This window comes from Thermofilum sp., assembly GCA_038741495.1.
Taxonomy (GTDB): domain Archaea; phylum Thermoproteota; class Thermoprotei; order Thermofilales; family Thermofilaceae; genus Thermofilum.
On sequence record JAVYKX010000001.1, the window covers coordinates 15,361 to 28,460 of the forward strand.

13 protein-coding genes and 4 tRNA genes are annotated in these 13,100 nt (G+C 53.6%); 12 read left to right on the forward strand and 5 right to left on the reverse strand.

All coding sequences use genetic code 11. The annotated features are described in order from the left end of the window. The first annotated feature begins 1 nt into the window (after position 1). Entirely contained in the window at positions 2 to 478 is a 477-nt protein-coding gene (locus tag QXU72_00095; GenBank protein MEM0493655.1) for a DUF371 domain-containing protein, read from the forward strand. A 15-nt stretch (positions 479 to 493) separates the two neighbouring features. Here the strand turns inward: QXU72_00095 and QXU72_00100 are convergent. Beyond that, positions 494 to 610: transfer RNA gene (locus QXU72_00100), tRNA-Asp, on the reverse strand. A 269-nt stretch (positions 611 to 879) separates the two neighbouring features. On the opposite strand from QXU72_00100, the gene QXU72_00105 reads away from it, so the two are divergent. Then, a tRNA-Ile gene (locus QXU72_00105) sits at positions 880 to 971 on the forward strand. A gap of 173 nt (positions 972 to 1,144) precedes the next feature. Here QXU72_00105 and QXU72_00110 read toward each other — a convergent pair. Together QXU72_00110 and QXU72_00115 are read right to left on the reverse strand one after the other, a co-directional pair. Further along, positions 1,145 to 1,267: transfer RNA gene (locus QXU72_00110), tRNA-Leu, on the reverse strand. A gap of 60 nt (positions 1,268 to 1,327) precedes the next feature. Beyond that, entirely contained in the window at positions 1,328 to 1,615 is a 288-nt protein-coding gene (locus QXU72_00115) for a 30S ribosomal protein S17e (GenBank protein MEM0493656.1), read from the reverse strand. Positions 1,616 to 1,731: 116 nt separating this feature from the next. On the opposite strand from QXU72_00115, the gene QXU72_00120 reads away from it, so the two are divergent. The 6 genes from QXU72_00120 to QXU72_00145 all read left to right on the forward strand — a co-directional run bounded on the left by QXU72_00120 (position 1,732) and on the right by QXU72_00145 (position 6,804). After that, a complete protein-coding gene (locus QXU72_00120; GenBank protein MEM0493657.1) occupies positions 1,732 to 2,019 on the forward strand; it encodes an NFYB/HAP3 family transcription factor subunit in 288 nt (95 codons plus the stop codon). Between the two features lie 57 nt (positions 2,020 to 2,076). After that, a tRNA-Asn gene (locus tag QXU72_00125) sits at positions 2,077 to 2,173 on the forward strand. A gap of 182 nt (positions 2,174 to 2,355) precedes the next feature. Further along, entirely contained in the window at positions 2,356 to 4,263 is a 1,908-nt protein-coding gene (locus QXU72_00130) for a carboxypeptidase-like regulatory domain-containing protein (protein ID MEM0493658.1), read from the forward strand. Positions 4,264 to 4,280: 17 nt separating this feature from the next. After that, the gene (locus tag QXU72_00135) at positions 4,281 to 5,651 is read left to right on the forward strand and encodes a M48 family metalloprotease (GenBank protein MEM0493659.1); all 1,371 of its coding nucleotides are present in this window, start codon (positions 4,281 to 4,283) and stop codon (positions 5,649 to 5,651) included. A 106-nt stretch (positions 5,652 to 5,757) separates the two neighbouring features. After that, the gene (locus QXU72_00140) at positions 5,758 to 6,102 is read left to right on the forward strand and encodes a hypothetical protein (protein MEM0493660.1); all 345 of its coding nucleotides are present in this window, start codon (positions 5,758 to 5,760) and stop codon (positions 6,100 to 6,102) included. Between the two features lie 18 nt (positions 6,103 to 6,120). Continuing rightward, the gene (locus tag QXU72_00145) at positions 6,121 to 6,804 is read left to right on the forward strand and encodes a hypothetical protein (GenBank protein MEM0493661.1); all 684 of its coding nucleotides are present in this window, start codon (positions 6,121 to 6,123) and stop codon (positions 6,802 to 6,804) included. A 29-nt stretch (positions 6,805 to 6,833) separates the two neighbouring features. Here QXU72_00145 and QXU72_00150 read toward each other — a convergent pair whose 3' ends face one another. Continuing rightward, complete coding sequence (locus QXU72_00150; protein ID MEM0493662.1) at positions 6,834 to 7,901, reverse strand: transglutaminase family protein; 1,068 nt, start codon at positions 7,899 to 7,901, stop codon at positions 6,834 to 6,836. A 68-nt stretch (positions 7,902 to 7,969) separates the two neighbouring features. Between QXU72_00150 and QXU72_00155 the strand changes: the two genes are divergently transcribed. The 4 genes from QXU72_00155 to QXU72_00170 are packed head-to-tail and all read left to right on the forward strand — an operon-like array spanning position 7,970 to position 12,680. Continuing rightward, on the forward strand, positions 7,970 to 9,778 hold the full coding sequence (locus tag QXU72_00155; protein MEM0493663.1) for a V-type ATP synthase subunit A: 1,809 nt from the start codon (positions 7,970 to 7,972) through the stop codon (positions 9,776 to 9,778). Continuing rightward, entirely contained in the window at positions 9,771 to 11,186 is a 1,416-nt protein-coding gene (locus QXU72_00160; protein ID MEM0493664.1) for a V-type ATP synthase subunit B, read from the forward strand. The genes QXU72_00155 and QXU72_00160 overlap by 8 nt, the downstream gene beginning before the upstream one ends. 5 nt (positions 11,187 to 11,191) lie before the next feature. Next, positions 11,192 to 11,791, forward strand: coding sequence for a V-type ATP synthase subunit D (locus QXU72_00165; protein MEM0493665.1), 600 nt, complete (start codon positions 11,192 to 11,194; stop codon positions 11,789 to 11,791). 4 nt (positions 11,792 to 11,795) lie between these two features. Next, the gene (locus tag QXU72_00170) at positions 11,796 to 12,680 is read left to right on the forward strand and encodes a hypothetical protein (GenBank protein MEM0493666.1); all 885 of its coding nucleotides are present in this window, start codon (positions 11,796 to 11,798) and stop codon (positions 12,678 to 12,680) included. A gap of 16 nt (positions 12,681 to 12,696) precedes the next feature. On the opposite strand, the gene QXU72_00175 is transcribed toward QXU72_00170, so the two are convergent. Then, positions 12,697 to 13,062, reverse strand: a complete 366-nt coding sequence (locus tag QXU72_00175) for an ATP synthase subunit C (protein ID MEM0493667.1) — start codon at positions 13,060 to 13,062, stop codon at positions 12,697 to 12,699. Positions 13,063 to 13,100: the final 38 nt, after the last annotated feature.

Here is a 13,100-nt window from a genome sequence, read left to right on the forward strand (position 1 = left end):
TATGGATAACCTCATCGCTGTCGATCGATTAGAGGCGAGAGGTCACCCCAACATCAGAGCTACTCACAAGTCCACGCTTGAAATAACGCGGGATCAAACCCTCACACTACGTGGCGACTGCATAATAGCTGTTGCAGCTACCAAGGCGGCCGCCGACCTCCATCCGCAGCTTAAGCAGGCGATAAGGTCAGGTGAGAGAATAACTCTCCTCTTTATCGCGGAGGAGCCGGGCTTGGTTGAAACCGTAACAGGGAGGGGGCACTCCGCGCTTACTTTAGAAGACTCAAAATCCATAGTGGTGAGGAGAAGCTCCTATGTCGATAGCCGAACAATAGCTGTTAACGCTGATAAAGCTGCCTGGAACATAGACCGAAAGCTTGTAGCTTACTTGAAGCAGCCTGATGCAACTCTCAAAGTGTACATAGTGGTGCATAGAGGCGAGTTCAGCCTCGACTTTATTCGCGAGCTTCACATGTGAAGCTTTAAGAAAAGTTGGCGCCCCGGCCGGGAGTTCCGCCGGTTTAAGTTCCCGGTTTCGAACCCGGGTTCTGCGGCTCGACAGGCCGCCACTCCAGGGGCTAGCCTTCCTGGACCACTAGACGACCGGGGCCCAGCTCCTTCTCAACTAGCGGTAGACTTATACTTTTCTTCGGGAAAGGCAGAAGTTGCGATGCATAAAAATAATTTATTTTTTATAATTATCAAAGTTAAATTGTAAAAATCATTTCAAAAAATAAAAAATTAACGAAAGCATTAAATTACATAAAGGTAAAACTTCATTCGTGACGTACTTTCTCTACCATGGTAGGGTAGTCTTCGACCTCCAATCGCGAAGTCCTTTTGCGAAAAATTCAAAAGAAACTAGGAGAAGGAGCAATGGGGCCCGTGGCTCAGCCAGGTAGAGCCGGTGCACCTAAAGCACCCGGCTGATAACCGGGGGGTCCCGGGTTCAAATCCCGGCGGGCCCACCATTGATATTTAACGAAATGTGCTCGTTCACTTGCAAGCAGGTTTAGAGCTCATTTAAGTTATCTAACTTCACCGTTTCAGCACAGCGACTGAACCAGAGACGACCCGCACCCAGCTGCCACGGTCGGCTTTTCAGCATGGGCTTGAGGCGCTTGCTGCGCTAAGAAGGAGAGGTTGGTGCGGGGGCCGGGATTCGAACCCGGGCAGGCCGACGCCAGCGGAGCTCTTATCCGCTGCGGATCCTAAGTTTGGGCCGTTTTCGCGACCGCCCCCTTTGTCCTAGCTCGGGCACCCCCGCACTTCGGGAGAATTTACCAGTAGAAGTTTAAATCTTCTCCGCTAGGTGTGAGGGGTGAGGCTAGACGCCTTCGATTCTCTTGATATACTCCTCTTCGTCGGTAACCGTGAGCTCTTGTCTTAAGCTCAGCTGTTGCTCGATTTTCCTCTGTCTTCTCACGAGCTTGGTTACGTACCCGGCTATCTGGTTTCGAAGAGTTTTTGAGGGTATTTCTGCCACCTGCATTAGAACCTCTTTATTGTGTTCAAAGTCGTCTGTGAATAGGTTCGCGTATCTCACGAGCATCTCCCTTGCCGTTCTTTTAACCAGCTTTATTCTTACATTACCCATGCTGAACCCGCTCTTCACGACAGCCTGATGGTAAATAAGTTTTCGCGAGGGACGAGCGTCTCTCGAAATACAATTTCTCTTTTGACCACACAGAGAGAGGATAACTTTTTTTATTCCTACTACTAAGTAGCTTGATGACGCAGAAGCCGTCTTCGAGAAGAAAAGACCATGAAATCCCTCTCGCTCCTTTGGACAGGATACTTCACCAGGCCGGAGCCGAGCGTGTCAGCGAAGAAGCGGCGATGGTGCTCAGAGACTTCCTGGAGAAGCTAGCACGAGAAATAGCTAGAGAGTCTGTAGAGGCCTCCAGACACGCCGAGAGGAAGACTGTCACAGAGGAGGATGTGAAGTTTGCTATAAGCAGGGTGCAGAGGGTTCTGTGCGCGAACCTCGAGATCGCGGCACTCACCCGTGAGAAGTAGCAGCCCAGAAACCGTGCTACGAAAAAGCTAAAAGGAGGGGCGGTGGTTCCCCACGCGGCCGGGGTAGCTCAGCCAGGTGGAGCATCCGGCTGTTAACCGAGTAGAGCGGGAGGAGACCGGAGGGTCCCGGGTTCAAATCCCGGCCCCGGCGCCACTTCCCTTCTTCACGCTTTTAACCTGTTTTTCGCAATAGAAGGTGTACTGCAGAGCTCTTCTTCCGATCTCTGGAGTGCTCGAGAGCTGTAGTACGTTTGTAGGATAGTTGAGTTATCCGGCGGTGTCAACGAATCACGAAATTTCTTGCGAAGCGCCGTGTTAGCTCCAGGTGAGAAGAAAGTGGAAAAGTGCGTGATAGCAGCTGCGCTAATAGTTCTGGCGCTCGCCCCGCTACTTGTTAATGCTGAAGCGCTCAAGTCGCCGGATTTCTACGCCAGAATCGATGTGCTGGTGACCACAGAGGAAATCGTGGAGATAGATTTCGGAGCCAAAAGCGATGTTCTCCTGGTCAGCGCAACCACCTTACCGGGTTTCACCTTGGAGCGTTTCGTGGCGGTTTTCGAGGGCGGTGCGCCAAAAGGGATCGTTCCAGTAGTGTACGATAAGAGGAGTGAAAACATGGGGGTGCTTGCCTCTCTCGTATCTTACACAGGTGAGATAAAACTATCCTCAAATGGGTACAACGGCACGTGTAAAGTCAGGTTAATCACTGTTCAGAGGAAAACGAGCTGGCAGGCTATCAGGGGGGACATCACGCTGGATACTTCGGAGTACAGGGGTGCAGGCTTCGATAACGTGGTGGTGAGAGTAACGATCGATAACTATGCTCCCTACATAGTGAAAGATGTTCTCGACCAGCAGGGCAACTCTCTCTTCAGCGTCGAATTTCAGAAAACTGTGGAGGCTAGCGCGGTGAAATTCGACTTAAAGCACGTGGAGCTTAAAGTCTCGAAGCTGGGCTTCGGGAAGTACACGGTGAAGCTTCAGAGAAACGAGGCTTTCGCGCTGCCCGGCGCGATGCTGGTTATCGAGGACTCCTATACCGAGTACACAGTGGCGCCTAAGTCCACGAAGGCTTTAACGCTTAAGAACAAGCTCGACTGGAAGCCTCTCGGCTGGATCATTGTCGCTTACAGCGTTGCGCCAGGACCTATGAGAGAGCCTCAGGTAAAGATTGAAGGAGATATCGTAGACCTTGCTGCGGAGAGAAGAGATCAGATAGACGTTAGAGGAGCCTCGTTGCTGATCCCACCTTTCCTGCTCCACTACTGGATAGAAGCTTACACGGTTTACGGCGCTACCGTGAAGATCACGAACTTAGGGCGGGACGATATCCGAATAATAGCTGTGCCCGTTTACTACCGCGAGGTGGGAGTGTGGACTCCAAGGGGCTTAGAGGTTTCAGTGAGCTCTAGGGATCTCGGCGACGCATACGCAGCGTTTATAGTCGTCCAGGTACCAAGTCTCGCGAGAATTACAAGCCTTACGCTTCCAAGCGGTCAAGTGTTGGAGAGGCTAGGGAACTACACTTCGGGGTGGGGCAGCGAGTGGCGGAGCATAGTGGTCGAGGAGCACGAGGCTGCGGTTCAGGTGAAGAATGGGGCGCAAGTCGAGGAGGGAACCTACTTCTTCAGCATCGAGTGGCCGACTCTGCTTGTGAAGCCCGTTGACTCCAAGAGAAGACCCGTCATCGGCGCTGAAGTCGTCGTGGAAGGACCCGTTAAGATAACCGCTGTGAGCGAGGCTGATGGAGCCGCTAGGGTTAAGCCCTACGCTCCAGGGGTTTACACGGTAGCTATTAACTACAGGGGCGCGAAAGTAGGCGAAGCCACGCTCGCTACGCTCACCGGCTCCGAGCTGCTCATACCGTGCTCGCTCTACGACCTACAGGTGAACGTCAAGACCGCGCTGAGCTCTCCCGTTTCCGGCGCAGTCGTATCCGTAGAGAGTCAGGGAGGCTTTAAGCAGGAGCTGGAGACCGACGACTCCGGAAAGGTGGTCTTCACTCAGCTTCCGGGCGGGACCTACACCGTAAGGGCAGAGTACAAGGGTGTTTCAGCCCAGCAAACGGTGAACTTAAATGCCGACGCGTCGGTGGACTTGAACCTCTGGATACTCTTCGAGCTCCCGCTGATAGGCCCGGTGACTGCCGCTACAGCAGCTGCTGCTGGAGCTGTTACAGCAGTGGTGGCTGGAGCGGCCTTCTCTAGAAGGCGAAGGGAGGTTGCCGAGATCGACATCGGCTGAAAGCGGAGCTGCATAGTATGTACGTAAAGAGCTTGTACTTACCTTTGCTCTGTTTTTCCCGCTCGCGCTCTAAACCTGAGGATGTGCTTCTTGCTCTTCAGAGGAAGGGTCTTCTCTCATTCTCTCTGAGAAGCCGTTGGGCGGGCTGCGAGACCTGGCGTGCCAGGACGCACTTCGGAGATGTTCTCATCACGCTTAACAATGAAGAGAAGCTTATAGTGGAGTCGGAGGAGAAGAAAGCTCTCGATTTTTTCCTAAAATCGTTTTTTCTAGAGGTTTCTGCCCTCTGTAGAGCGGAACCAGAGCTGGTGATAGTATTCCTAGGTGATCAACTCCTACCGGTTGGAGGAAGCAGGCTGGCGGCTTTTCTTTCTCGAGGAGCTCTTGGTGTGCTTGTTTTCGCGGCCGTGGTCACATGCCTCGAAGCTCCCCTCTCAGCCCTTGGCATACCTTTCCTGCTCTCGACCGCTCTCGCCTTCTCGATTTCTCTGCCCATTGCGCTGCTTCTGGGACCGGCTGTGGCCTTACGAGCGTTACCTAGGTGGAGGATGCCGCACGGCCAGCCCCTGAGGATAATTGTGGCGAAGCTGGTATCGCTAGATAGTGATGTCGAGCTCGCCGCCTCTTTCGCAAAGCTGAGTCTTGCCAAAAAACCTGGAGAGCTAACGCCCGATGCTGTGATCTCCGAGCTTGAGAGCTGGGGGGTACCGGTCAGGGGGGTTTCCGTTCTCGAGTTTCCCAGCCCTGCTGCACGCTTCTGCAACGGTGGCGAGTGCCCCGAGTTTTTCCTAACAACTTCCCGAAGGGTGCTAGCAGTCAGCTACAGCGCCCTAGGCGGATCAAAGGTGGTGCTCGGGGTAGATGCGCTTATCGACCTCGACCAGGATGAGGTGCATGCCGTAGTGGCGCACGAGCTGAGCCACATTAAGCACGGTGATTCTGCTACTCTTACCCTTGTGGCATCGCTTGTAGGGCTCCTCCTGCTAGCAGGCCTAGAGGTCTTGCTGCTTAACATACCGGCTCTTATAGCCGTTTTTCTTGCCGGAGTTTATGCGGTCACGCTGCTGTGGAGAGCTCTAGAACTCCGGGCGGACCTGGAGGCTGCCCTCAAGGCGGGGCGGGCGCCCCTGAGGAGAGCGTTAATTAAACTGGAATACCCTTCTCTAGCTAAGAGCTCCTCTCCTCATAGAAGAATTCTAAGTGTTTTCCTACCTACTGCGCACCCACCGGTGTGGCTTAGGCTCGCCGCGCTCGAGAAAGCCTGTCTTCAGAAGAACCTCTTTAGGGAGGCTTTGAAGATCATAGCTAGCTCGCTTTTCCTTGCGGTAGAGGCGCACGAGAGCTTGCCTAATCCGCCTAAGCGGGGTCTGCCGCTTTGCTGCAGCTGAGCAGAGAAGTTAAGCAGTATTACAATCGTAACTGTTTCTTAATCATCTTCTCAAGCCTCGGAACCGCTTTACTACAACCTCCCCACTTAGAGAGAGCGGGTGGCGGATGAGCGTCCGAGCTAATCTGCTGAAAGCTTTAGGAATTCTGGAGGATTTAGCGCTGAACGGCGGCTTGGAGGAGAAGCACAGAAAGCTGCTCCTCCAGGTGATTAAGCTCATCTCCGAGGTGCAAGACGAAGTTGTCAGCGCGAAAAGCAAGGTGCGCGACCTCACGTACACTCTCCGTGAGTTGAGCGAGCTCCTCGGCCTCGAGGTGAACCTTACGAATCCCAAGCTGGCTGTCGAGGACGATATCCTACAAGCTATTGAAAACAGCTCTATGGCTGAGCTGGAGCTGGAGGACGAGAGGGTAGTCGTCAAAAAGCTTATTTCAGCTCGAGCTGAGGCATAAGGGAGGTTGTTGTCCTGAATGCCGGGTGTGCCAGGGTTAAACTCTTTAAAACGCTCCAGAGATCCGGAGCACACACCACCTCGACCGCCTAGGGATGAAAAATTTGAAAAGCTTCTCGGGAAGGCGAGAGAGAAAGCTCTGCAATGGTCCCTCGCGACAGCTGTGCTAACTACAGCACCCGCGATGGTACTGCTCATCGCCGTGAAGACCGGCGCAGTGGCCCTGGAGCCGGGAGACTTGATCCTTCTCGGGATTATCCCTGCCCTGGCGGTTTTCGCATTTCTATCCATGTACACGCTGCTGAACATCTCTCTACCCTCTCTCCTAGAAGCCTACTCATTCAAGATCTACTCCCGTCTTGCTGAAGGAAGCGCTGCGCCGCAGCAAGCAGCGCTGCAGGCTCCTGCTCAGCGCCCACCCGTTCAGCGCTTGCCCAGCCCAGTGATTGCACCAGCTCCCGCTGTCGCACCGGCTCCCGCTCGCGCGCAGCCTTCGGGCCAGGCGAAAGCCGTAAAGCCTACGCCTATTACCCGCGAGGAGGGCGTCTTCGCTGCGCCGTCAACGCAACCCACGGCCACGCCGCATCCCGCTGCCTTCTCTCCGGCTTCTCTTTCTTCTCCAAGGTGCCCCAACTGCGGAAGGGAGCTACCCTACGGGGATTTACACCTCATATGCCCATTCTGCGGGGCGAGATTAAAGTAGCGAAAAGCGTTTTCGGCTACTTCTCTACTCTAGCTCCGCGCCGGGGATAGCCTCACCAGGAGAAGTAGCGCTAGTGCCCCCGATGCGAGTAGCACCGCTCTAGTGAGAGAGCTATCTTGCAGCTCACTTACGTCTATTCGCAGCCACACCTGGGTTGCCCCTTCTACACCGTACACGATAAGATAGTCGTTTGGGTTGCTCTCTCTTATCCTGTATAGGACGATAATGTTATCGAGCACGTTAAGGCTCGAGCCGGATATCTTGTCTCTAGCAGATTCACCGGCACTCGCTGTCAGATCAACGGGTACGATCCCGCTCGAGAAATTCACGACGGAGAATATGTGAGGGTGGGCGCCAACCAGGGAGTATCTTAAACCTTGAGAACTAAGCTCCTGGCTTGCGCTAGGGTCAACTATGTAGGCGTACACGAGGGCAGCGTCGAGGCCTTGAATCTTTAGAAGCGCTGCGGCGAAAGCATGTACATCTCCGCAGGGACCCGTAAGGTTTTCGAGGAAAGATGAGGGGCAGCGGACACCCCCTACCGTGCTCTCTGAGTACTTGAACCTTTCTAGAATCCACTGAATCACGCTCAGCAAGTAGTGTGCCGGTGTTTCAGCTCGGCTTCTCAGCTCCCACGAGATCCTCTCAACGTCCTCGAACTTCACCCTGCTAGAGTTGCATCTCCAAAACGAGTTTCGGGGCAGCCTTCCGCGCGCCTCCTCCCACGAAGCTCCAGCAGGCAGCTCGAACTTTGCTCTAAATGGAGGGGATAGGGTTCTCACCTTTTGCACTAACGTCAGGTTGAGGGACCCACTGAAAGATAGAGGTCCAGGATCAGCGTACTCGTTTCCTTCGGGATCAACCATCACCGAGTAGCTCGCCGGAACCCCGTTCACGTAGAGTTCGGCGGTCACCCTTTCCTGTACCCCCTCGAGGGTCGGGACTAGTATCATGTGCTTCGAGTATACGCTGCTGTCTACAACACCGCTACCGTAAGCGATGTACTGAATTCTGATCACGAAAGTCCTGCTACTGAGAGGCGCCATCAACCAGAGAGCCAGTGCTAGCAGCGCTAGGCTACGTCCACGCCAGCTCATCCCCCCTCCAGGTGAGAGGGGAGGGGGAAATATTAATCAGAGTTCTTCAAAACACAGGACGGCTGGAGATGTCGTCAAGGAAAGGATACATCACAAGGGTCTCGGGTCCCGTGGTTTTTGCAAAAGGAATCAGCGACATTAAGCTCGGAGAAGTGGTCTACGTAGGTGAGGAAGGACTTCTAGGAGAGGTTGTACGCATTTCCCAGGACTACTTTGCGATACAGGTTTACGAGGATACAAGTGGGATTCGCCCCAGAGAGCCGGTCACGGCTACCGGTAAGCTTCTAGTTGCTGAGCTAGGGCCGGGCCTCATGGGAATGGTGTTCGACGGCGTTCAGAGACCTCTCGAGGACATAAGGAGGCTAGTAGGAGACTTTGTGAGGAGAGGGGTCAAGGTGCCTTCCCTTTCTCGAAGCAAGAGGTGGCACTTTAAGCCCAGAGTTGCTCCAGGTGATAAAGTCGAGGCAGGTGATATCCTGGGTGTTGTGCAGGAGACTCCCTTGATTGAACATCGCGTGATGGTGCCTCCGGGACTCAGCGGCACTGTTAAGGAGGTTGCTCCTGAAGGTGACTACACTATTGAAGAGCCCGTTGTTTTCCTCGAAAGTGGTGGAGCGGCTGTCGAGCTGACAATGAGGCAGGAGTGGCCTGTGAGGCGTCCTCGCCCCTACAGGGAAAGGCTTTCAAGCGAGGTTCCCTTGCTGATCGGGCAGCGAATTATTGATACTTTCTTCCCAATCGCGAAGGGTGGGGCTGGCGCAATACCAGGAGGCTTCGGCACCGGGAAGACAGTAACTCTTCACAAAGTCTCGATGTACAGTGACTCGCAGATAGTTGTCTACATCGGCTGCGGGGAGAGGGGTAACGAGATCGCGGAAATGCTTAAAGAGTTTCCCGAGCTAGTAGATCCGAAATCAGGAAGACCTATTATCGAGCGCAGCATCATTATCGCGAATACTTCCAACATGCCGGTCTCCGCGAGGGAGGCCTCCATCTACATGGGTGTAACCATTGCGGAGTACTACAGGGATCAGGGCTACGACGTCACGCTGATTGCCGATTCAACAAGCAGGTGGGCGGAAGCTTTGAGGGAAATCGCTGGAAGGCTAGGAGAACTGCCGGTCGAGCGAGGTTACCCGGCCTATCTGCCCGACAAGATAGCGGAGTTCTACGAGAGGGGGGGTAGGGTTAAGGTGTTGGGGAGGCCCGAGCGAGAAGGCTCCGTTACCATTCTCGGGGCTGTGTCGCCTCCTGGGGGAGACTACAACGAGCCTGTGACTATTCATACCCTCCGCTTCGTCGGCACTATGTGGGCGCTGGACACGGAGCTCGCTTACAGGCGGCACTTCCCAGCAATCAACTGGCTAAGGAGCTTCAGCCAGTACGCAGATATTGTTGAGCGCTGGTGGGTGAAGAACGTTGCCCCGGACTTTCCGCAGTACAGGAGGAGAGCTTTGAGATTGCTCACAGTGGCTAGCGAAGTGGAAGCTATAGCGTCCGTTGTAGGTGAGGGTGCGCTTCCTGACGATCAAAGGCTGCTCCTGATAACTTCTGAAATACTAAAGGAGGGTTTCCTGAGGCAGACCGCGCTGTCGGGTGAGGACGTGTTCTGCAGGCCCGAGAAGCAGTACTTGCTGCTTAAGATGATGATAGACTTTTACGACCGAGCTTATGATCTCGTGCGGAAGAGAGTATCCGTGGAGGAGATCTTGAAGCTGCCTGAGATCTACGAGATGATGAGGGTGAAGGAGGATGAGAGGGGCATCGAGGCTGTGAAAGAGCTCTACGACAGAGTTATGAGTAGGCTTGAGGAGATTGCGAAGAGGCATGGCATCTCCTTTGAGGAGAGATCTGTAGAGGTGGTAGCCGGTGTCTAGCGTCTCCCTGATAAGTTTACTCGAGCAAATTCCCGGAAAAGTCTACAGAGGCGTAAGGGAGATTCGGGGCAGCTTGCTCGTTCTCGATGGTGTAGAGGAGGCGGCCTACGACGAAATAGTGAGAATTTACGGAAAGGACGGGCGCGAAAGGGTTGGAAGGGTTCTCGAGACGAGTATAGGAAGCGCGGTGATACAAGTTCTCGGTGATAGGGAGGGTCTGGAGACGGATACCATAGTGAAGCTGACTGGGTCGACTTTCAAAGTTAGGCTCTCGGAAGATGTTCTCGGCAGGATTTTCAACGGTCGCTTCGAGCCGCTGGACGGCTTACCTCCCATTGCGACTGGAGAGCTCCGAGATATCACGGGAGCGCCTATAAACCCGGTAGCTAGGGAGTATCCTCACGACTTCATACAGACAGGAGTCTCGGTAATTGACGGGCTATTCAGCCTTGTGAGAGGTCAGAAGCTCCCGATATTTAGTGTCTCGGGCCTCCCTCACAACCTACTGGCTGCTCAGATCGCACGCCAAGCAACTGTCCGCGGCGAGGGTGAGCAGTTCGCTGTAGTGTTCGCTGGAATCGGGTTGAGGAAAACAGAGGCCGAGTTCTTCATGGAGCAGTTCAGAGAGACAGGCGCCATTGAGAGGCTCACCGCGGTGATTAACCTCGCTGAAGACCCGGCTGTCGAGAGATTAATGACGCCTCGCATAGCGCTAACAGTAGCTGAGTACCTCGCTTTCGATCTAGGGATGCACGTGCTCGTCATAATGACGGATATGACCAACTACTGTGAAGCTCTCAGGGAGGTCAGCTCCGCGAGGGGCGAGATCCCCGGAAGGCTCGGATACCCAGGATACCTTTACAGCGACCTGGCATCGATGTACGAGAGGGCAGGAGTCATTAAAGGCCGAAAAGGCAGCATAACGCTCTTCCCCATACTCACCATGCCCGGAGGCGACCTCAGACACCCCATCCCGGACCTCACCGGCTACATCACTGAAGGCCAGATCTTCCTGAGCCAGGAGCTCTACAGCCAGGGTCTCTACCCACCGGTGAACATCTTACCCAGCTTAAGCAGGTTGATGAAAGCTGGCATAGGACCCGGGAAAACCAGAGAGGACCACAGGTATCTCGCAGACCAGCTGTACGATGCCTATTCGAGAGGTGTGAGAGCCCGCGACCTCGCGCGAGTTATCGGGGAGATAGGTCTCAGCGAGAGGATGAGAAGGTTCCTCAAGTTCGCTGAGGAGTTCGAGGCGAAGTTCGTGAACCAGGGATTCTACGAGAATAGGAGCGTCGAGGAGACGCTGGACAGGGGCTGGGAGGTCCTCTCCGTCCTACCTGAGGAAGAGCTTGTCAGGATACCTCAGAAGATCATCGAGAAGTACCACCCGAAGTACAGGAGTTGAGACCCATGCTGAGCGAGCTAAAGTTTCTCCCAGCCTCCAGAGGGGCTTTGCAGCTTTTAAGGAGGAGATTAGAGCTCGTGAAGAGGGGTAAAGATATTCTCCAGATGAGGAGGGATCAGCTCGCCAAGGAGCTTCTCTCGATCATGGAGTACCTACGCAAGCGCGCGGAAGCCGAGAGGGAGTTTTTCGAGGCTGCCCGCAGAGTATCGCTGCTCCGCGTGGTTAGGGGCGATTACGATTTCAAGTCCACAGCTTCTCTAGTGAAACCTCCCAAGATCGTCTTCGTGATAACTAGCTACCAGGGAGTACCCGTCCCTCAGGCGAGGATAGCTGAGAGGCCGGACTACTCGAAAGTAGCAGATCCTGAGTACCGCGAGGCTGTCGAGAAGTTATGGGGTGCTGTGGAGAAGCTCATAGAGGTTGCTAACAGTGAAGTAGCGGTAGAGAGAATTGGAGAGCAGTTATCCTATATAAACAGGGTTGTGAATAGCTTGGAGAAGAACACCATACCCGCGCTAACCGATGCTCTCCGGAGGATCGAGGAGAGGGTTATCGAAGAGGAGTTGGAGGACTTCGTCAGGATTAGATTGCTAGCGGGTGGTTGAACGCATGGAAGTGTATACTGCAGTAAGGGCTCACGGGCTGAAGGCGAGGCTGTTGACGAAGCAGGATTACGAAGCACTACTTAAGGGTGCTAGAAAGCTTTGGGATTTTCCGGACTATTCGCAGGTATCCGAGAAAGATCCGATCGAAATGAAGCTTGAGAAAGTTTACGCTGTATATGTTCGAAGAATGAATCTTCTTGCTAAATCGACTCCTACGCTTTTCGACTTTATACGCGCTCTACTAGATAGATTGGAAGTTGAGAACATTAAGATACAGATAAGGTACATTCTGGGTTTTCAGAGGCCTGTTATTTACTACCCCTACGGTCACTTTCTGGGACCTGCTAAGCTGAAATCACTCCACTCGGAGTCCTCCTTATGGCGGGAACTCTCGAACTCTCCCTTCAAGCTACCCGAGGATTTTTCCTTCAGAACTCAGCTTCCAGCGGAGAGGGAGGTTTTAGTCGACATGCTTTACCTCCGCTACTTATCAGATGAGATCAGGGGGTTGAAGATGACAAGGGATGCCCGCTCAGCTCTCGAAGATTTGCTATCTCTGGAATATACTCTAAGGTATGTGCTTTGGGAGAAAGCCTTGGGGGGAAGCACCACCAAGGAGATGCTAAAGGCTGTAGAGCTACCTCTTCAACTTTTGGAGGGCTTCCTAACCGAACTGAGGGCGAGATCCGTGTCGGATGTTATTGTTCACGGCATGAGGGAGGTCTTAAGGAAGGCTCGGGCAGAGGCTCTAAAATACCCTCTCGGCGCCGTCTACATATATATTTTCAACATCCTTGCGCTTGTAGAGGCTCAAAACATTGAGAAAATACTACTAGGTCAGGAGCTCGGACTCGCGGAAGAAGTCATAGACAGACATCTATATCTCTAGCTAAGGCACGCTATTTTCAAATCTTCCCGAGAATTAGTATGGCTACTAGGAGGCCGTAGATCGCTATTCCCTCCGCGAGTCCACCCATTATTAGTATCCAGGTGGCTAATCTAGGGTTCTCAGCTGCTGCAGCGAAGCCCGCTGTCGCTACTCCTCTAAGCGCTATTCCGGATGCGATAGTTGAGCTCGTAACAGCGATCGCAGCACTAAGCATTGCTATAGCGTCAGCTAGCCCTAACCCTCCTGCCGCTTCGGCTGAAGGAGACATCTTCTGTGCCGTTCTGATAGTTACTGCAGCGAAAACGCTCGCTGATGCTATCATTATTGCTACTCCGAAAGCTGCGAGAACAGCTGTTGCCAGGGTTCTTGGTTTTAGCATCATACGCCTTAATGTGACCCATTATCCAAAAATAATTTACT